This is a genomic window from Pandoraea pneumonica (assembly GCF_049918595.1).
GTDB lineage: Bacteria > Pseudomonadota > Gammaproteobacteria > Burkholderiales > Burkholderiaceae > Pandoraea > Pandoraea pneumonica_A.
Map to the genome: position 1 here is coordinate 123,313 of NZ_JBNCRZ010000004.1, position 17,249 is coordinate 140,561.

Below are 17,249 nucleotides of genomic sequence, written 5' to 3' on the forward strand. Positions count from 1 at the left end.
ATGACATCCGCCCGGCCTTTCGTCCTTGCCATCACCACCGGTGAACCGGCAGGCGTGGGGCCGGAGCTGACCGTGCAGGCACTGGTCCAGTGCCTGACACCGTCGGTCCCACCCGCTTCAGATCCCCAACTCGATCACTGCCAATTCGTCGTGCTTGGCGACGCTGTACTGCTCGCTGCGCGCGCACAGGCCGTCGGCCTTGGCGACGCGTGGCAGGCGTTGTTGGCGCAAGGGCGCGTACGTGTCGAACATCATTCGCTCGCGGTGCCGGCCGTGCCCGGGCAACTGGATGCCGCCAACGGTCCTTACGTGCTCGCCTTGCTCGATGCGGCAATCGATGGCGCAATGGCAGGCACCTTCGATGCGATCGTGACGGCGCCTCTTCAAAAGAGCACGATCAACGACAGCGGCGTCGCCTTCACGGGGCATACGGAATACCTCGCCGAGCGCACGCATACCCCACGCGTCGTGATGATGCTGGCGGGCGGCGGCTTGCGTGTGGCGCTCGCAACCACGCATCTGCCCCTCGCGCAGGTGCCCGGCGCCATTCGCCGCGACGATTTGCTGCAAACGCTGGTGATCCTGAATCAGGACCTGATGCGCCATTTCGGTCTGACGCGACCGCGCATTCTTGTGACGGGTCTCAACCCGCACGCGGGTGAGTCGGGTTACCTCGGCCGCGAAGAGATCGATGTCATCACGCCGGCGCTCGACGACGCGCGCGCGGTCGGCATCGACGCACGCGGTCCGTACCCGGCCGATACGCTTTTCCAGCCACGTCATCTCGACGGGGCCGATGCTGTGCTGGCCATGTATCACGATCAGGGCCTGCCAGTCCTCAAATACGCGAGCTTCGGTGCCGGTGTGAATATCACGCTGGGCCTGCCGATCATTCGCACCTCGGTCGATCACGGCACGGCGCTCGATCTCGCAGGCACCGGGCGTGCCGAGAGCGGTAGTCTGCTCGAAGCGCTGCGCACCGCCGCCGCCATGACCGCCAATGCGGCCACCCACGCACAACTGAGCGCAGGCACCGCAAGCGATGCGGCTGCCGCGCCAACGGCACCCACGGGCGCCGCTACCCCACCGCGTTCCTAAGGAATTTCACATGAGTAGCGCATCGAAGCGCACGGGCGTCCAACAGGGCCACGTGGCGCGCAAACGTTTTGGTCAGAACTTTCTCGTCGATACGGGCGTGATCGATGCGATCGTGAGCGCCATTTCGCCGCGCACCGACGACTTGATGGTCGAAATCGGCCCGGGCCTTGGCGCGTTGACGACACCGCTCACCGAGTGGCTTGCGCATCTCCATGTTGTGGAGCTCGACCGCGACCTCGTCGCGCGTCTGACGCGTAAGTTTGGCGATCGGGTGACCGTGCACGCCGGTGATGCGCTCGACTTCGACTTCGGTTCGCTGGTGCCGGAAGACCGTCGCGACGAGACGCCGTTGCGCATCGTCGGCAACTTGCCGTACAACATTTCGAGCCCGCTGCTCTTTCACCTGATGCGGTTTGCGGCGCAAGTGCGCGACCAGCACTTCATGTTGCAAAACGAAGTGGTGGAGCGCATGGTGGCACCGGCCGGGTCGAGCAACTACAGCCGACTCTCGGTGATGCTGCAATACCGCTACTGGATGGACAAGGTGCTCGACGTACCGCCCGAGGCGTTCAATCCGCCGCCGAAGGTCGATTCGGCGATCGTGCGAATGATTCCGCGCGCACTGGCCGATTTGCCCGAAGTGAATTTGGATGTGTTTGAAGCCGTCGTCGCGCAAGCGTTCTCGCAACGCCGCAAGATGTTGCGCAACACGCTGCACAGCTATCGCGACCGTGTCGACTTCGATGCGCTGGGTTTCGACCTGACGCGTCGCGCGGAAGATGTTTCGGTGGACGAGTACGTGTCGCTCGCACGCGCGATCAGCGGCGCCGGTTCACGAGGCTGATCCCGGCAAATACCAGGGCAACGGCGCCTGCGAAGCGCCAGCCCACCGATTCCCCGAGAATCAGCACGCCGAACGTCACGCCGAAGAGCGGGCTCAGGAACGAGAACGACGCGAGGCGGGCGGCGCTGTAACGCGTGAGCATCCAGAACCAGATGAGGTAGCTCGCAAAGGCCACGCCGATGGATTGGTAGACGAGACTGATCCACGTGGTCGTCGTGACCTCTCCGATGTGCACGTTGCCGGTCGCCAGCGCCAGCACGCACAACAGCACCGCCGAGACGGACAACTGATACAGCAGCGTCTTGGCGGGGGCCGCCGTCGCCAGCTTCGACGCGCGCACCACCACGGTCGTCATTCCCCAGAACACGCCCGCGAGGATGCCGAGCAGGTCGCCCGGCCACGTCGTGGCAAGGCTCGTACTGCCGCCGTCGGAGAACGCCACCACGATGCCGCAAAACGCTAGCGCCATGCCGAGCCATTGGCCGGTGCGCAGCCGCTCGCTGGGTACGGTCCAATGCAGGCCGATCGCGGTGAAGCACGGGGCAGAATACAGGAACACCGCCATGCGCGATGCCGTGGTGTGGGTGAGTCCGACGAAGATGCAGAGGAATTCAAGCGAGAACAGCACGCCCGCAAGCATGCCGGCAGGCAGTGTGCCCTCGCCAGTGACGAGGCGCTGACGCCGCCACAGCATCCAGCCGCCCACGAGCAGCGTGGCAATCACCGAGCGCAGGCCCGCTTGCAGCACGGCGGGCACCACGGGGACGGCGAGTTTGACGGCGACCTGCTGACCGCCCCATACGGCGCACAAACCCACCATGATGGCGAGCGCGGTGGCATCGATCGGACGGGGGGCTGTGTTCATTGGCTAACTCAGAGGGTGGCGCGGACGATGGCGCTCATTGTCCACGATCCGCACCGTGCAGGCATCATTTTGGTGCGCGCCGTAGGGTCATCATTGTTTCCTCATGCGGCACAATGTCTCCCCGTTCGACGGGTTTATCGGGGACAGTCGGGTCGCTAAAATACGTCCCTCGGGTGCTATCGACCCCCATTGCCGTCCATCGTCCATCAAGCGCTGCATCATTGCAGCGTCATCACTGCCTCATCACCGCTGCATTCCCCCATGTACACGAAAGGCTCCGCTGTCGAACTCCAGTTTTCCCCGTCACGACTCAACGATGGGGCAGGCGATCCGTTCTGGATCGATCTCACACGCGACGAAGCGCAGGCGCTGTTGGCCGCCCTGCAAACGCATCTCGCGCGCACTGAACACGAGGCGATGGGTACCGATCAGCCGCTGATGTTCACCTTGCTCGATCCCGCTGTGCCGGGGAAGGCCACGCGTGGGGCAAATGACACCACCGGCAACGAGACCGATGGCGTGCGCGATGACGAACCAACGCCCGCCACGGCAACGGAATTCCGCCAGTGGGTCTGTGTGATTTGCGGTTGGATTTACGACGAAGCGACAGGCTATCCCGAAGATGGCATTGCGCCGGGAACGCGCTGGGAGGATGTGCCGGAGGACTGGCGCTGCCCGTTGTGCGACGTGGGCAAGGAAGATTTCGCGATGGTGCAGTTCTGATGCATCGGCGGCGGCGCTGCCGTAGCAGGCCGCTGCCGAATTAACGCGTCAAGCAGGCCGACTTACAGGCCGCCCTTAGCCGAGTGCTTCTGAATCAGCTCGATCTTGTAGCCATCGGGATCTTCCACGAAGGCGATGACCGTGGTGCCGCCCTTGACCGGACCGGCTTCGCGCGAAATCTTGCCGCCGGCGGCGCGAATCGTATCGCAGGCCTTGTAGGCATCGTCGACTTCGACGGCCAGATGGCCGAACGCCGTGCCCATTTCGTACTTTTCCACGCCCCAGTTGTAGGTCAGTTCAAGCACGGTGTTCTCCGACTCGGGGCCGTAGCCGACGAAAGCCAGCGTGTACTTGTACTCGGCGTTTTCGCTCTGACGCAGCAGTTGCATCCCGAGCACACGGGTGTAGAAGTCGATCGAGCGCTGCAAGTCGCCGACGCGCAGCATGGTGTGGAGCATTCGCATGATGTTTTGACTGTGTGGGGACAAACGAAGCGTCAATTGTACCCGTGCCAGCCAAAATGAGCCGAGTTCATGCAGCGTTGAGCGATTTCAACAACTGAATCAGAACTCCGGCAGCCACTCCGGCGCATGCGATTTGAGCGTATCGCGCGCGGATTCGAATTCCGGAAAGATCGATGCCACGGCCTGCCAGAAGCGCGGCCCGTGGTTCATTTCCTTCAAATGCGCCAGTTCGTGCGCCACCACGTAGTCGATGACGCCCAGCGGGAAGTGGATCAGCCGCCAGTTCAGCCGAATGCGGCCGTCGGCACTGCAACTGCCCCAACGCGTGGTCGCCGAGGACAGGCCGAGCGCCGAGTAGCTTACCCCCAGCCGCTCGCCATAGACGTCGAGCCGCGAGGTGAAGAGCTTGCGGGCTTCCTGTTGCAACCAGCCTTGCACGCGGTCGCGCATCTGCTCAGGCGCGGCTTGCGGCGGCAGGTCGAGCCAGAGGGTGTGCGTATGGATGTCGTATTGCTGCGCGCCGGAGCGTCCGCCAAGACGCACGGTCAGCGTGTGCCCGAGATACGGCAGCGTTGCGCCATCGACCCAGTTCACACGGGGAATCACGCGGCGCGCCGAGCGCTCGCGAAATTCGGCGATCTTGTTGAAGATCCAGCGCTTCTTTTCGACGACGGCGGCTTCGACGTCGGCGATCGTGACCCAGCGCGGCGCAGTGACTGCGAGGCCCGATTCATCGATGATGAAACCGATCGTGCGGCGCGACGAGCGTTTGAAACGGTAGTAGAGCGCGTGGCCATCGAGCATGATCACCCGCTCGCCTGCGGCCGGTGCGCGACGCGGCGTGACAGGCGTATTCGGGGGATCGAGGGTAGCGGGGGCGGCTGGATTTGGCGTGGTGCCCGGGTTTTGCGGCGGGGCGTTCAACCCGGCAGCGGCCGGTGCGTCGGTCGCGACGCCATTGGCTTCGGCGGCCGGACTGCCGAATAGATCGAGTTCCATCTGGGGAACGAGCATCTCATGCCGGGCGTGGCGATCGCGGGCGTTACTGGCATTGCGGTTCGCGGGTCGGTCGTTCGGCATGAGACAGTCTCGAATTGCGCTCAGGTCCTTGGGGAGGCTTCCGGCGTGGTCTTTGGGGCTGACGTGTAGGCGGCCGGGTCGATACGAATCATCTCACGTTCGATCCATTCGGCCACATCAGCATTGACCGCCTCGGGCGTACGGCCTTCGGTCTGGATCACCGGGCCGATCGACACGATCACTTCGCCCGGATATTTCATGAACGAATTGCGCGGCCACACGCGCCCGGCATTGTGCGCAATGGGCACCACGGGCGCGCCCGTCGTTGCTGCCAGACGCGCACCGCCCGACTTGTACTTGTTGCGCGAGCCGGTTTTCGTGCGCGTGCCTTCCGGGAACATGATGATCCACGACCCTTCGGCCAGACGCTCACGCCCTTGCGCCACCACCGACTGGAACGCGTCGGTGCCCTTGCTGCGGTTGATGTGAATCATGCTGAGCAGACCGAGCGCCCAGCCGAAAAACGGCACATAGAGCAATTCGCGCTTGAACACGAAGCACAGCGGACGCGGCATGAGCGCAGGCAATGCCACGGTCTCCCACGCCGACTGATGCTTCGAGAGCACGATGGCGGGCGTGTCGGGCAGGTTCTCCCAGCCGATGATGCGGTAGCGAATGGCGCAGAGCTTGTCGGCCACCCAGATCACCGTGCGGCACCAGCCCACCGCGAACCAGTAACGTTTCACGCGCGAGAGAATCGGGAACGTCACGATGCACGCGAGCGCGTACGGAATCGTCCAGACAATCAGGAAGAGGAAGAAGAGAATCGAACGAAGTCGCTGCATCAGGTTGGGGCTTGAATGTGTGGGCCGGGGGCGGGGAGTGTCTTGGGCGTCTGAATGACTTCAGGCCGCTCAGGCATTCTTGGCGTCCTCTTCGGCGAGCATGTCGTGCACGAACGCCTGAAGGCTGTCGTGCACGCGGGTGCCTTCGGGCAGGTTGCCCGCGGCCAGTGTTTTCTTGCCCTTGCCGGTGAGCACCAGATGCGGGTGCGCACCGACGGCCGCCGCGGCCTGCAAGTCGCGCAGCGAATCGCCCACGGCCGGCACGCCGGTCAGGTCGACTTCGTAGCGTCGTGCGATTTCCTGAAACAGACCGGGCTTCGGCTTGCGGCAATCACAGCCTTCGGCCGATGTGTGCGGACAGAAAAACACCGCATCGATACGGCCACCGGCAGCTGCCGCGAGCTTCGACATCTTCGCGTGCATGGCACCCAGCGTCGCCATATCGAACAACCCGCGTCCGACACCCGACTGGTTGGTGGCCACGACCACGCGATAGCCGGCCTGATTCAACCGCCCGATGGCTTCGAGACTACCGGGCAGCGGCACCCACTCGTCGGTCGACTTGATGAACTGGTCCGAGTCGACGTTGATCACGCCGTCTCGGTCGAGAATCACCAGCTTGCGAGCGGCGGGTCCGGGGGTACGGTCTTTACGCGAATCCATGGCGGGCGGCGAGTAGCAACAAGTTAGGCGGCGAGCTTCGAGAGATCGGCCACACGGTTCATCTGCACGTGCAGGTGCGTGAGCAACGCGAGGCGGTTGTTACGCAGCGCCTCGTCGTCGGCCATCACCATCACGTCGTTGAAGAACGCATCGACCGCATCGCGCAATTGCGCCAGCGCGGTGAGCGCTTGTTCGTATTGGCGTGCCTCGAAGTTGGCCTGCACCACCGGCGCGACCTTTTCGAGCGCTGCGGCGAGCGCCTTCTCGGCCGGTTCCATCAGCAACGACGGTTGAATGACACCATCTGCGGGCGGCGCCGTCTTCTTCAGGATGTTGCCGATACGCTTGTTGGCGGCGGCCAGTGCTTCGGCCTGCGGCAACGCCGAGAACGCACGCACCGCTTCCAGACGCTCGATCAGGTCGCCCAGATACTTCGGCTGATCGGCCAGCACGGCCTCGATCTCGTTGGCGGCGAAGCCACGCTCGCGCAGATAGCCGCGCAGGCGATCGAGTACGAACAGGTAGACGTCGTTCAGGTAGGCGCTATCGGCCACGCCCGTCGTGAAGCCCTCGTACGCGGTACGCAGTAGGTCAGGCAGCATCACCGGCAAACGCTTCTCGATGAGCATGCGCACGATACCGAGCGCGTGACGGCGCAGCGCGAACGGGTCTTTCTCCCCCGTCGGTTGCAGGCCGATGCCCCAGATACCCACGAGCGTTTCGAGCTTGTCGGCCAGTGCTACGGCGGTACCGGTCGGCGTGACCGGCAGCGCATCGCCCGCGAAGCGCGGCTGATAGTGTTCCGAGCAGGCGAGAGCAACGTCTTGCGGCTCGCCGTCATGGCGTGCGTAGTACGTGCCCATCGTGCCTTGCAGTTCCGGGAACTCGCCGACCATGTCGGTCAGCAAGTCGGCCTTGGCGAGCAGCGCACCGCGCTCGGCCAGTGCCACGTCGGAACCCGTCATCTTGGCAATCGCACCGGCCAGTGCGGCCAGGCGCTGCGTGCGCTCCAATTGCGAGCCCAGCTTGTTGTGATACACGACGTTGGCGAGCAACGGCACGCGATCGGCCAGCGGCTTCTTCTTGTCTTGCTCGAAGAAGAACTTCGCATCGGCCAGACGCGGACGCACCACGCGCTCGTTGCCCGTGACGATCTGTTCCGGCTTGTCGGTGGCGATGTTCGAGACGATCAGGAAGCGATTCGTCAGTCGGCCGCCGTCGGCCAGCGGCTTGTCGGTGAGCGCGAAGTACTTCTGATTCGTCTGCATCGTCAGAATCAGGCACTCCTGCGGCACCGTCAGGAATTCCTTCTCGAAGTGGCAGGCGTACACGGCGGGCCATTCCACCAGTGCTGTGACTTCGTCGAGCAGCGCGTCGGGCATGACCACATGGTCGTTACCGGCGGCGGCGAGCAGTTGCTCGCGAATCGCATCGCGGCGGGCCGAGTAGCTCGCGTACACGCGGCCTTCGTCGAGCAGCGTGGCGGCGTATTCGTCGGCGTTCGCAATGACGACTTCACCCTTCGACAGGAAGCGGTGACCCAGCGTCTTGTTGCCCGAAGACAGGCCGATGGCCGTGGCGGGCACCAGCGTGTCGCCGTGCAGCGCGATCAGGCCATGCACCGGACGCACGAACTGCACCGTCTCGCCGTCGGGGCGTTGGTAGCTCATGACCTTCGGGATGGGCAGCTTGCCGAGCGTTTCGTCGAGCGAGGCTTGCAGCGCGTCGGCCAGTTGCGCACCGGCGGCGGTGTACGTGTGGAAGAAGGCTTCGGCCTTGCCGTCCATGGCACGTTCGAGGCTCGCGACCGGCAGGTCGGCGAAGCCCATCGCGGCGAGCTTCTTGGCGAGCGGCGGGGTCGGGTTGCCGTTGGCGTCGAGGGCGACGGACACCGGCAGCACTTTCGCGCGGATGGTCGCATCCGGCGCACGGTCGAGCACGTGGGTGATCGCCACTGCGAGACGGCGCGGCGTGGCGTAGGGTTTGACGACGCTCGCGTCGGTCGTGAGACCGCGCGTGCGCAGGCCGTTGGCGATGCCCTCGGCAAAGGCGTCGCCCAGACGTGCCAGCGCCTTCGGCGGCAGTTCTTCGGTCAGCAGTTCGACCAGCAGGGTACGTTGTGCGGTGCTCATCATGCGGCTTGCGTTCGGGTTTGGGCGGCGGGGGCGTTCAGCATCGGGAAGCCGAGCTTTTCGCGCGAAGCGTAGTAGGCCTGTGCGATCAGACGCGACAGCGCCCGGATACGGCCAATGTACGCCGCACGTTCGGTCACCGAGATCGCGCCACGGGCGTCGAGCAGGTTGAAGGTGTGCGCCGCCTTCAGAATCATTTCGTAGGCCGGCAGGGCCAGTTCGGCTTCGATCAGACGCTTGGCTTCGCTCTCGTAGTTATCGAAGAAGCTGAACAGCATCGGCTGATTCGAATGCTCGAAGTTGTACGTCGATTGCTCGACTTCGTTCTGATGGAACACGTCGCCGTACGTGAGGCGGCGCGTCACCGGACCGTCAGCCGTTTGTTCTTCCCATTCCGTCCACACGAGGTCGTACACGTTCTCGACTTGTTGCAGATACATGGCGAGGCGCTCGATACCGTACGTGATTTCGCCGAGCACCGGCTTGCAGTCGAGCCCACCCACTTGTTGGAAGTAGGTGAACTGCGTGACTTCCATGCCGTTGAGCCAGACTTCCCAGCCCAGACCCCAAGCGCCGAGCGTCGGGTTTTCCCAGTCGTCTTCGACAAAGCGCACGTCGTTTTCGGTCAGATCGAGACCGAGCGCGCGCAGTGAGCCGAGATACAGATCGAGAATGTTCTCCGGGGCTGGCTTGAGCACCACCTGGTACTGGTAGTAGTGCTGCATGCGGTTCGGGTTCTCGCCGTAACGGCCATCCTTCGGACGGCGCGACGGCTGCACGTAGGCAGCGCGCCACGGCTCCGGGCCGATCGCGCGCAGGAACGTGGCGGTGTGCGAGGTACCGGCGCCGACCTCCATGTCGTAAGGCTGGAGCAGTGCACAGCCTTGCTTGTCCCAGTAATCCTGCAACGTCAGGATGACTTGTTGAAAGGTAAGCATGATGAATTCGCGCGGACGAACAGGGAAATATGCGGATTTTGCGCAGTCCATCGGCCCGGCCGCGAGCGCGGCCGACGAACTGGGGCCTGTTCCTCCTGATCTCGGGCAGAGAATGCCCGTCGAAAACCAGGGTGAACAGGCCCCAAAACCTTGAATTTTAGCGGGAATCCGGCCCGAGCGGGGCGTTGGCCGACCAATCGGGTGAATCGGCGGTGGGCCGTGTCGCCCGACCCGTCGAATTCACCCGTGGTACTTAGCGAGCGCGCCGTCCGACGATCAGGCCGAGGCCGAGCGCGACGAGCGCGAGTACCAGTGCCGGCACGTTGCCGAAGCGCACGTAAGGCGTGAGGCCCGTGTAGGGCTGCACCGTGCCGGTGAGCGCACCCGTGGTCATCACGGGCAGGCGGCCCTGCACGTGGCCGTGGGCGTCGATGATAGCCGTCGTGCCGGTGTTGGTTGCACGCAGCATCGGACGACCCGTTTCCAGCGTGCGCATACGCGCAATTTGCAGATGCTGGTCGAGCGCGATGGTGTCGCCGAACCACGCCAGATTCGTCGCGTTGGCGAGTACCGTCGCGGGTTCCGGCATGCTGCGCAGAGCCTCGGCAATTTCTTCGCCGAACAAGTCTTCGTAGCAGATATCGAGTGCGACTCGCTGGCCGCGTACCGGGAAGCCGGTCGGCGTCGCCGTGCCGCGCAGGAAGTCGCCCAGCGGGATATGCATCATGTCGACAAACCAGCGGAAGCCCCACGGCACGAACTCGCCGAAAGGCACGAGATGGTGTTTGTCGTAGCGGTGCAGCGTCTGATCGCGTGGCGTCACGCCGAACAGGCTGTTGGTCAGATCGGTCGGGCCTTGCGGCGTCAACGTCGCGCCGACGGCACCGAGTACGACGTGCGAACCCGTGCGATCCGCGAACTCGCGAATGGGTTCGGCAACTTCCGGAGGAATCCCTTGCAGCAGCACCGGGAAGGCCGTTTCTGGCGTAAGGATCAGATCGGCCGGCGCCGCGGTGATCATGTCGCGATAGAGCGCCATCGCGTGATCGATCCCCGCGCGCTCGAACTTCATATCCTGCGCGATATTGCCTTGCAGCAGCCGAACGGTGATCGGCTGGCCCGAAGGTGTCGTCCACGCGTGACGGGCCAGACCGGCTCCCGCGCCGAGCAGCACGAGCACACTGGCCACGGCGGCGAGACGTCGCACCGGGCGCGTGGCCATATTCAGCGGCAATATGGCGCGGGCAAGCCACGCGGCAGCCAGTGCGGCCAAGCCACCGATGCCGTACACGCCGAGCAGCGGCGCGAAGCCGGCCAGCGGGCCATCGACGTGCGCGTAGCCGGGCGAGAGCCACGGGAAGCCGGTGAAGACGGTGCCGCGCAGCCATTCGGCGAGCGTCCAGGCGCCGGCGAACGCAAACGCGCGCCACGGACCGGTGCTCGGCACCCAGCGTGTGACGAAAGTCGCGAGCGCCGGGTAGATGGCCAGATAAAGCGAGAAGAGAACGACGGCGGCGCCCGCCATGATGCTGGGCATGCCGCCGTACGTGTGCATGCTGATGTACAGCCACCAGATGCCGCTGACGAACGACGCTACGCCGAAGGCGCCGCCTAGCCACAGCGCATCGCGACGCGACGCGCTGCGCTCGACGAGTGCAAACAGGCCGGCCATGGCCAGCAATTGCAACCACCAGACGTCGCGCGGGGCGAAGGCCAGGGTCTGCGCAATACCGGCCAGTCCGGCGAGCGCACGCGCGCGCCAGACCGGCCACGAGCGCCGCTCGGGCGCGTGGACGGTCATTTCCTGCATGGATCGTTGGATTTAGTCTGAGTCAACGGCGGGTGCCGGTTCGACACGCCGCAGTAGCAGCATGTGAATCTGGCGGCCGTCGGCGCGCAGTACTTCGAACACGAGATTGCCCACACGCAGACGCTCGCCGCGACGCGGCACACGACCGAACTGGTGCGTGATCATACCGCCGATCGTGTCGTTTTCGTCATCGTGAAACTGGGTGCCGAACGCCTCGTTGAACTGCTCGATTTCGGTGAGCGCGCGAATGCGATAGGTGCCGTCGGGCGCGGCGATGATGTTGTCTTCTTCTTCGTCGAAGTCGTACTCGTCTTCGATGTCGCCGACGATCTGTTCGAGCACGTCTTCGATGGTGATGAGCCCCGCCACGCCGCCGTATTCGTCCACGACGATGGCGATGTGATTACGGTTCACGCGGAAGTCGTGCAGCAACACGTTCAGGCGCTTCGACTCGGGGATGAACACCGCCGGGCGCAGCATGTCGCGCACATCGAAGTCGTGATTCGCGTAGTAACGAAGCAGATCCTTCGCGAGCAAAATGCCGATGATGTTGTCGCGATTGCCTTCGTAGACCGGATAGCGCGAGTGCGCCTGTTCCAGCACGAACGGCATGAATTCTTCGGGAGTCTGTTCGATGTTGATGGCGTCCATCTGAGCGCGCGGGACCATGATGTCGCGGGCACACAGATCTGCCACCTGGAACACGCCCTCGATCATCGCCAGAGAGTCGGCGTCCATCAGGTTGCGGGCGTGAGCGTCTTGCAGAATTTCGAGCAACTCTGCACGCGACTCCGGCTCTGGGGAAATCAGATCGGTGAGGCGTTCAAGCAGAGAGCGAGGTTTTTCGGGCTTTTTTTGACCGGGTCGACTGGGATAAGGGTCGTTCATGACGGCGCGTCCAAGTTGGGCGGACGCCGAGCTGTTACAGGAAGCTCAAGGATACACCAGATGCACGCCATCGCCGTGTCAGCGCGGGCTCGCCGGTGCACCGCAGCGGTGCAGCACGGCTTCGAGCGCCGGGTCTGGCATGCCTGCGTCGCGCAGCGCCTTGACCGTGCGGGCAACGTAATCGTGCGTGGTGCCGTAGCGTCCCTGCGCCTGATCGAACACCTTTCGGACGATGTCGTCGGGCAGGCGTCCGGCGTAGCTCTTCACGTCGCGGCGCATGACGAAGGCGAGCGCGGGCGTGGTCCGGCCGTCGGCGAGCGCGCAGTGCAGCCATGCCGGGCGGTATGAGCCCATTGCCATCTCGCGATGCCAGAGCGATTCGAGATGCGCGCGCGCCTGTGCGGCAGATAGCCGCAGGGCCACACCGGCGCACGAGCCGCCGCGATCGAGTGCGAGGACGAGGCCCGGATGCTCCGGCGTGCCGCGATTGACGCGCGACCACAGATACAAGCCGCGGTGATAGCCGAACACGCGAGCATGCAGGCTTTCTTCGACGGGCACACCCGGGTTCCAGATGAGCGAGCCGTACGCAAAGATCCAAAGGTCTTGTTTGCCGTTCCACCCGGCGAGTGCGGCGTCGAGCGAGCGCGAAAGCTCTTCGGGGCTCAAGTGGCGGGCGATGCCCAGATCGGGCGGGTACTGATTGCATCCGGGGCCACTCGACACGCTGGCCGGAGGGGAGTCGGGGGCGGTCGGGCGGTCTGGGATGCGGTCCATACGGTAGCGGGTCAGGCGCGGCGCGATTTGGCCGGCGCGGTGGTCTTGGTGGTTTTGGCGGTCTTGGCCGGGGCCGTCTGGCGTGGTGCGGCTTTGCGCGGTGCAGCCGTCTTCTCCGAAGCGTACGGATCGGCGTAGCCGAGGCCGGCGAGAATCTCCGTCTCCAGCGCTTCCATTTCCTCGGCTTCGTCGTCTTCTTCGTGATCGTAGCCTTGCGCATGCAGCACGCCGTGCACGATCAGATGCGCGTAATGCGCTTCGAGCGTGACGCCTTGCTCGGTTGCCTCGCGCTCGACCACCGGGCAGCACAGCACGATGTCGCCCATCACCGGGTCGCTCTCGTCCTGCGCGTAGGCGAAGGTCAGCACATTGGTCGCGTAGTCCTTGCCGCGATAGCTGCGGTTCAGCTCCTGACCTTCGTCGGCGTCGACAAAGCGCAGCGTCAGTTCGGCGTCGGCCAACTGCGCGGCCTGCACCCAGCGGCGCAGGTTGGCGCGCGAGAGCACCGCCTTGTGGTCGGCGAACGTCTTGCCGATCACGAACTGACACGTCAGCGTGAGGGCGTGACGGGGTTGCGCTGCGCTCATGCCTTGCCTCGCGGCGCACGCGCCTGACGGGGGTCTTGCTCTGCCGACGCGGGCAGATCGAGCCCGGCTTCCGCATGTTGCGCATGCGCGTCGTACGCGTCGACGATGCGCGCGACCAGCGGGTGACGCACCACGTCGACGCTGGTGAAGCGGGTCATCGCGATGCCGCGCACGTTCTTCAGAATCACTTGTGCTTCGTTCAGGCCGCTCTTGTGGCCGCGCGGCAAGTCGACCTGTGTCGTGTCGCCGGTGACCACGGCCTTGCTGCCGAAGCCGATACGCGTGAGGAACATCTTCATCTGCTCGGGCGTGGTGTTCTGCGCCTCGTCCAGAATGATGAACGCGTGATTGAGCGTGCGCCCGCGCATATACGCGAGCGGCGCAATCTCGATCATCTGCTTCTCGAAGTACTTCTGCGTCTTGTCGAAGCCGAGCAGATCGTAGAGCGCGTCGTAGAGCGGGCGCAGATACGGATCGACCTTCTGCGCGAGATCGCCCGGCAGAAAGCCCAGGCGCTCACCCGCTTCCACGGCCGGGCGCGTGAGGACGATGCGCTTGACGGCATCGCGCTCCAACGCGTCGACGGCGCAAGCGACGGCCAGATAGGTCTTGCCCGTGCCAGCCGGTCCGATACCGAACGTGACGTCGTGCGACAGAATCTGCTTGAGATAGTCGCGCTGCGCGGGGGTGCGGCCGTGCAGGTCGGCGCGTCGCGTGTGCAGCACCGGCGAGCCGTTCTCCGTTTCTTCACCGGTGGCGAACGGGTTGTCGTCGCCGTGGCGCACGATGGGCGCATGGCCCTGGCGCGTTTCCACCAGACCCAACTGAATGTCGTCGACCGACAGTGGTTCGGTGGCGCGGTTGTAGAAGCTCTCGAGCGCCTGCGTGGCGATGACGGCGCTCTTGCCGCGAATCGTGAAGCGATGGCCGCGGCGGGAGATCGCCACGTCGAGTGCCTGTTCAATCTGGCGCAAGTTCTCGTCGAGCGGGCCGCAAAGGTTGGCCAGACGGCGATTATCGTCGCGCGGTGCGGTGAATTCTTGGGCGAGTGCTTTCAAGATGATCCGGTTGATCCGGTAAGGTGCCTGTTCAATGCGTGACGATCAGCTCGCCGCGCAGCGAGTGCGGGTAGGCGAAAGTGATCACGACGTCGGTCATCTGGCCGATGAGCGCGCTGCGCTGTGCCTCGGAGGCCGGGAAGTTGACCACTCGGTTGTTCTCCGTGCGGCCTTGCAGCTCGTTCGGATCTTTACGCGAGATGCCTTCGACCAGAATGCGCTGGCGCGAACCGACCATGCGCTGGCTGATGCGCGCGGCGTTCTCTTCGACCACGGCCTGCAAGTGTTGCAGACGGCGCAGCTTCACTTCGCGCGGCGTGTCGTCGGGCAGGTTGGCTGCCGGGGTGCCGGGGCGCGGGCTGTAGATGAACGAGAAGCTGGTGTCGTAGCCGATTTCGTGAATCATCGACATGAGCTTGTCGAAGTCTTCTTCCGTCTCGCCGGGGAAGCCGACGATGAAGTCCGACGACATCGACATGTCCGGGCGCACCTGGCGCAGACGGCGAATGATCGACTTGTATTCGAGCACGGTGTAACCGCGCTTCATGGCCGAGAGCACGCGGTCGGCGCCGTGCTGCACCGGCAGGTGCAGGTGGCTCACGAGCTTGGGCACCTTGGCGTACATGTCGATCAGGCGCTGCGTGAATTCCTTCGGATGGCTGGTGGTGAAGCGAATGCGTTCGATGCCGGGCACTTCGGCGACGTATTCGACCAGCAGCGCGAAGTCGGCGATTTCGCCGTCGGCCATCAGACCGCGATAGGCATTCACGTTCTGACCCAGCAGCGTGATTTCGCGCACACCTTGTTCGGCCAGACCGGCAATTTCCGTGAGCACGTCTTCGAACGGACGCGAGACTTCGTCGCCGCGCGTGTAGGGCACCACGCAGTAGCTGCAATACTTCGAGCAGCCTTCCATGATCGAGACGAACGCCGTGGCGCCTTCCACCTTGGCGGGCGGCAGGTGATCGAACTTTTCGATTTCCGGGAACGAGATGTCGACTTGCGAGCGGCCGGTCGAGCGACGGGCTTCGAGCATCTGCGGCAGACGGTGCAGCGTTTGCGGGCCGAACACCACGTCCACATACGGGGCGCGCTGCACGATGGCCGCGCCTTCCTGGCTGGCGACGCAACCGCCGACGCCAATCACGAGATCCGGCTTGATTTCCTTGAGGGCGCGCATGCGGCCCAGATCCGAGAACACTTTCTCTTGTGCTTTTTCGCGCACGGAGCAGGTGTTGAACAGAATGACGTCAGCGTCTTCGGGGGTGTCGGTCTTCTCGAGACCTTCCGCTGCGCCGAGCACGTCCGCCATCTTGTCGGAGTCGTACTCGTTCATCTGACAGCCGAACGTCTTGATGTAAATCTTCTTTGCCATTGAGTGTGCGCCGTTCGCAGTGATTAACCTGGGGGCGTCCGTAATTGGGTTATCTCGGAGGCATGACCTCAGAGGTTTCCGGGGTTCTGTCGGGGGCCGACCAGAGAAAAAAGCGGCGGCCCAAACGCAAAAGCCGGCGTGGCCGGCCTGTCCGGACCTCCGTAGCGGGGCCGGTGAGTGGTGCGCGCATTATACCGCGTGAACGGCAGGGGTATTGCACCCCTGCAACGCTCAGCGGTTGTCTTTCATCGCGGCGGCGATGGCGCGAATGTTGTGCTGGAACAACTGGAGGTACGTGGCGGCTTCCGGGTTCTGCGAGAGCGCATCGGAGTACAGCTTGCCGTCGACCTTTACCTTGGCGTCGTGCGCAATGCGTTGAATCAGACGCGGGTTCGAGATGTTCTCCATGAACACGGCCTTGATGCCCGTGCGGCGGATGATGCGGATCAGGTTGGCCACGTCACGCGCGCTGGCTTCGCTTTCCGTCGACACGCCTTCCGGTGCGAGGAATTTGATGTCGAAACGCTCGCCCAGATAGCCGAAGGCGTCATGCGAGGTCAGCACCACGCGGCGGTTCGACGGGATCGGGGCCAGTTGCTTGCGCGCCCAGGTAATCAGGTCGTCCAGCGCGAGCTGGTAGTTCTTGGCACGGTCCGTGTAGTACGCGCGCCCGGCCGGATCGGCCTTCGAGAGCGCGGCAGCCACGTTGTCGACCATGGACTTCACCAGTACCGGGTCTTGGAACATGTGCGGGTCGGTGACCACGCGGCCGTCGTCGCGCATGGTGCGCGGCTTGAGGCCGTCGGTCACGGTCACGATCGTGCCCGGATAGTGGCTCGCCTTCATCAGGCGCGGCAGCCAGCCTTCGAAGCCCAGGCCGTTCACGAAGAACAGTTTCGTGCCGGAGAGCTTGGCGACGTCGGCCGGGGTCGGTTCATAGACGTGGGTGTCCTGATCGGGGCCGACCAGGGTGGTGACGTCGACGCGGTCGCCGCCGACCACCTTCACGATATCGGACAGGATGCTGAAGCTCACGCCGACCGGCAGGCGTGTGTCTTGCGCTTGCGCCGGCGTGGCCACTGCCAGCGCCAGCGTGAACAACGCGGCGAAAATGCCGGTGCCAAGCCACGATTTACCGCCCGATTTACCCAATCCGAACATG

At 64.3% G+C, this 17,249-nt stretch carries 16 protein-coding genes and 1 pseudogene; 3 read left to right on the plus strand and 14 right to left on the minus strand.

The window, feature by feature from the left end; all coding sequences use genetic code 11:
• Together pdxA and rsmA are read left to right on the plus strand one after the other, a co-directional pair.
• Entirely contained in the window at positions 1–1,098 is a 1,098-nt protein-coding gene (pdxA, locus tag ACPWR9_RS17100) for a 4-hydroxythreonine-4-phosphate dehydrogenase PdxA (RefSeq protein ID WP_426299554.1), read from the plus strand.
• Between the two features lie 10 nt (positions 1,099–1,108).
• Positions 1,109–1,942, plus strand: a complete 834-nt coding sequence (gene rsmA / locus ACPWR9_RS17105; protein WP_426299556.1) for a 16S rRNA (adenine(1518)-N(6)/adenine(1519)-N(6))-dimethyltransferase RsmA — start codon at positions 1,109–1,111, stop codon at positions 1,940–1,942.
• Here rsmA and ACPWR9_RS17110 read toward each other — a convergent pair.
• Complete coding sequence (locus tag ACPWR9_RS17110; protein ID WP_426299558.1) at positions 1,917–2,807, minus strand: DMT family transporter; 891 nt, start codon at positions 2,805–2,807, stop codon at positions 1,917–1,919. The genes rsmA and ACPWR9_RS17110 overlap by 26 nt on opposite strands.
• A gap of 261 nt (positions 2,808–3,068) precedes the next feature.
• Here ACPWR9_RS17110 and ACPWR9_RS17115 point away from each other — a divergent pair, with 261 nt between their 5' ends.
• On the plus strand, positions 3,069–3,530 hold the full coding sequence (locus ACPWR9_RS17115) for a rubredoxin (RefSeq protein ID WP_426299560.1): 462 nt from the start codon (positions 3,069–3,071) through the stop codon (positions 3,528–3,530).
• A 62-nt stretch (positions 3,531–3,592) separates the two neighbouring features.
• On the opposite strand, the gene gloA is transcribed toward ACPWR9_RS17115, so the two are convergent.
• From gloA to ACPWR9_RS17180, 13 genes and pseudogenes are all read right to left on the minus strand, one after another.
• The gene (gene gloA / locus ACPWR9_RS17120; protein ID WP_150680974.1) at positions 3,593–3,994 is read right to left on the minus strand and encodes a lactoylglutathione lyase; all 402 of its coding nucleotides are present in this window, start codon (positions 3,992–3,994) and stop codon (positions 3,593–3,595) included.
• 99 nt (positions 3,995–4,093) lie between these two features.
• Positions 4,094–4,993 carry a M48 family metallopeptidase gene (locus ACPWR9_RS17125; protein ID WP_426299939.1) on the minus strand — a complete coding sequence of 300 codons (900 nt, stop codon included), beginning with the start codon at positions 4,991–4,993 and terminating at the stop codon, positions 4,094–4,096.
• A 101-nt stretch (positions 4,994–5,094) separates the two neighbouring features.
• Entirely contained in the window at positions 5,095–5,859 is a 765-nt protein-coding gene (locus ACPWR9_RS17130) for a lysophospholipid acyltransferase family protein (RefSeq protein WP_426299562.1), read from the minus strand.
• A 69-nt stretch (positions 5,860–5,928) separates the two neighbouring features.
• Positions 5,929–6,522 carry a D-glycero-beta-D-manno-heptose 1,7-bisphosphate 7-phosphatase gene (gene gmhB, locus ACPWR9_RS17135; RefSeq protein WP_426299564.1) on the minus strand — a complete coding sequence of 198 codons (594 nt, stop codon included), beginning with the start codon at positions 6,520–6,522 and terminating at the stop codon, positions 5,929–5,931.
• Positions 6,523–6,545: 23 nt separating this feature from the next.
• Positions 6,546–8,657 carry a glycine--tRNA ligase subunit beta gene (gene glyS, locus ACPWR9_RS17140; protein WP_426299566.1) on the minus strand — a complete coding sequence of 704 codons (2,112 nt, stop codon included), beginning with the start codon at positions 8,655–8,657 and terminating at the stop codon, positions 6,546–6,548.
• Positions 8,654–9,592 (minus strand): glycine--tRNA ligase subunit alpha, encoded by a 939-nt coding sequence (glyQ, locus tag ACPWR9_RS17145; protein WP_058379905.1) that lies wholly within the window; start codon positions 9,590–9,592, stop codon positions 8,654–8,656. Before glyQ ends, glyS begins: the two co-directional genes overlap by 4 nt.
• 253 nt (positions 9,593–9,845) lie before the next feature.
• On the minus strand, positions 9,846–11,393 hold the full coding sequence (gene lnt, locus ACPWR9_RS17150) for an apolipoprotein N-acyltransferase (RefSeq protein ID WP_426299568.1): 1,548 nt from the start codon (positions 11,391–11,393) through the stop codon (positions 9,846–9,848).
• A gap of 21 nt (positions 11,394–11,414) precedes the next feature.
• Positions 11,415–12,290, minus strand: a complete 876-nt coding sequence (locus ACPWR9_RS17155) for an HlyC/CorC family transporter (protein WP_426299570.1) — start codon at positions 12,288–12,290, stop codon at positions 11,415–11,417.
• Positions 12,291–12,368: 78 nt separating this feature from the next.
• Positions 12,369–13,067: a gamma-glutamylcyclotransferase gene (locus ACPWR9_RS17160; protein ID WP_426299572.1), complete on the minus strand. Its 699-nt coding sequence runs from the start codon at positions 13,065–13,067 to the stop codon at positions 12,369–12,371.
• Between the two features lie 122 nt (positions 13,068–13,189).
• A pseudogene (gene ybeY, locus ACPWR9_RS17165) lies at positions 13,190–13,654 on the minus strand (rRNA maturation RNase YbeY); the annotation flags it as partial.
• Positions 13,651–14,712 carry a PhoH family protein gene (locus ACPWR9_RS17170; protein ID WP_426299575.1) on the minus strand — a complete coding sequence of 354 codons (1,062 nt, stop codon included), beginning with the start codon at positions 14,710–14,712 and terminating at the stop codon, positions 13,651–13,653. The pseudogene ybeY and the gene ACPWR9_RS17170, both read right to left, overlap by 4 nt.
• Positions 14,713–14,743: 31 nt before the next feature.
• Positions 14,744–16,087, minus strand: coding sequence for a tRNA (N6-isopentenyl adenosine(37)-C2)-methylthiotransferase MiaB (gene miaB, locus ACPWR9_RS17175; protein ID WP_150680965.1), 1,344 nt, complete (start codon positions 16,085–16,087; stop codon positions 14,744–14,746).
• Between the two features lie 231 nt (positions 16,088–16,318).
• Entirely contained in the window at positions 16,319–17,248 is a 930-nt protein-coding gene (locus ACPWR9_RS17180; protein WP_426299577.1) for a metal ABC transporter substrate-binding protein, read from the minus strand.
• Between the last annotated feature and the right edge of the window lies 1 nt (position 17,249).

Bases quoted from the DNA above. Each gene is read 5' to 3' on its own strand.
- glyQ (WP_058379905.1), bottom strand. From the start codon at position 9,592: ATGCTTACCTTTCAACAAGTCATCCTGACGTTGCAGGATTACTGGGAC.
- ACPWR9_RS17155 (WP_426299570.1), bottom strand. From the start codon at position 12,290: ATGAACGACCCTTATCCCAGTCGACCCGGTCAAAAAAAGCCCGAAAAA.
- miaB (WP_150680965.1), bottom strand. From the start codon at position 16,087: ATGGCAAAGAAGATTTACATCAAGACGTTCGGCTGTCAGATGAACGAG.
- pdxA (WP_426299554.1), top strand. From the start codon at position 1: ATGACATCCGCCCGGCCTTTCGTCCTTGCCATCACCACCGGTGAACCG.
- ACPWR9_RS17110 (WP_426299558.1), bottom strand. From the start codon at position 2,807: ATGAACACAGCCCCCCGTCCGATCGATGCCACCGCGCTCGCCATCATG.
- rsmA (WP_426299556.1), top strand. From the start codon at position 1,109: ATGAGTAGCGCATCGAAGCGCACGGGCGTCCAACAGGGCCACGTGGCG.
- ACPWR9_RS17160 (WP_426299572.1), bottom strand. From the start codon at position 13,067: ATGGACCGCATCCCAGACCGCCCGACCGCCCCCGACTCCCCTCCGGCC.
- glyS (WP_426299566.1), bottom strand. From the start codon at position 8,657: ATGATGAGCACCGCACAACGTACCCTGCTGGTCGAACTGCTGACCGAA.
- gmhB (WP_426299564.1), bottom strand. From the start codon at position 6,522: ATGGATTCGCGTAAAGACCGTACCCCCGGACCCGCCGCTCGCAAGCTG.
- ACPWR9_RS17180 (WP_426299577.1), bottom strand. From the start codon at position 17,248: ATGTTCGGATTGGGTAAATCGGGCGGTAAATCGTGGCTTGGCACCGGC.
- lnt (WP_426299568.1), bottom strand. From the start codon at position 11,393: ATGACCGTCCACGCGCCCGAGCGGCGCTCGTGGCCGGTCTGGCGCGCG.
- gloA (WP_150680974.1), bottom strand. From the start codon at position 3,994: ATGCGAATGCTCCACACCATGCTGCGCGTCGGCGACTTGCAGCGCTCG.
- ACPWR9_RS17115 (WP_426299560.1), top strand. From the start codon at position 3,069: ATGTACACGAAAGGCTCCGCTGTCGAACTCCAGTTTTCCCCGTCACGA.
- ACPWR9_RS17125 (WP_426299939.1), bottom strand. From the start codon at position 4,993: ATGGAACTCGATCTATTCGGCAGTCCGGCCGCCGAAGCCAATGGCGTC.
- ACPWR9_RS17130 (WP_426299562.1), bottom strand. From the start codon at position 5,859: ATGCAGCGACTTCGTTCGATTCTCTTCTTCCTCTTCCTGATTGTCTGG.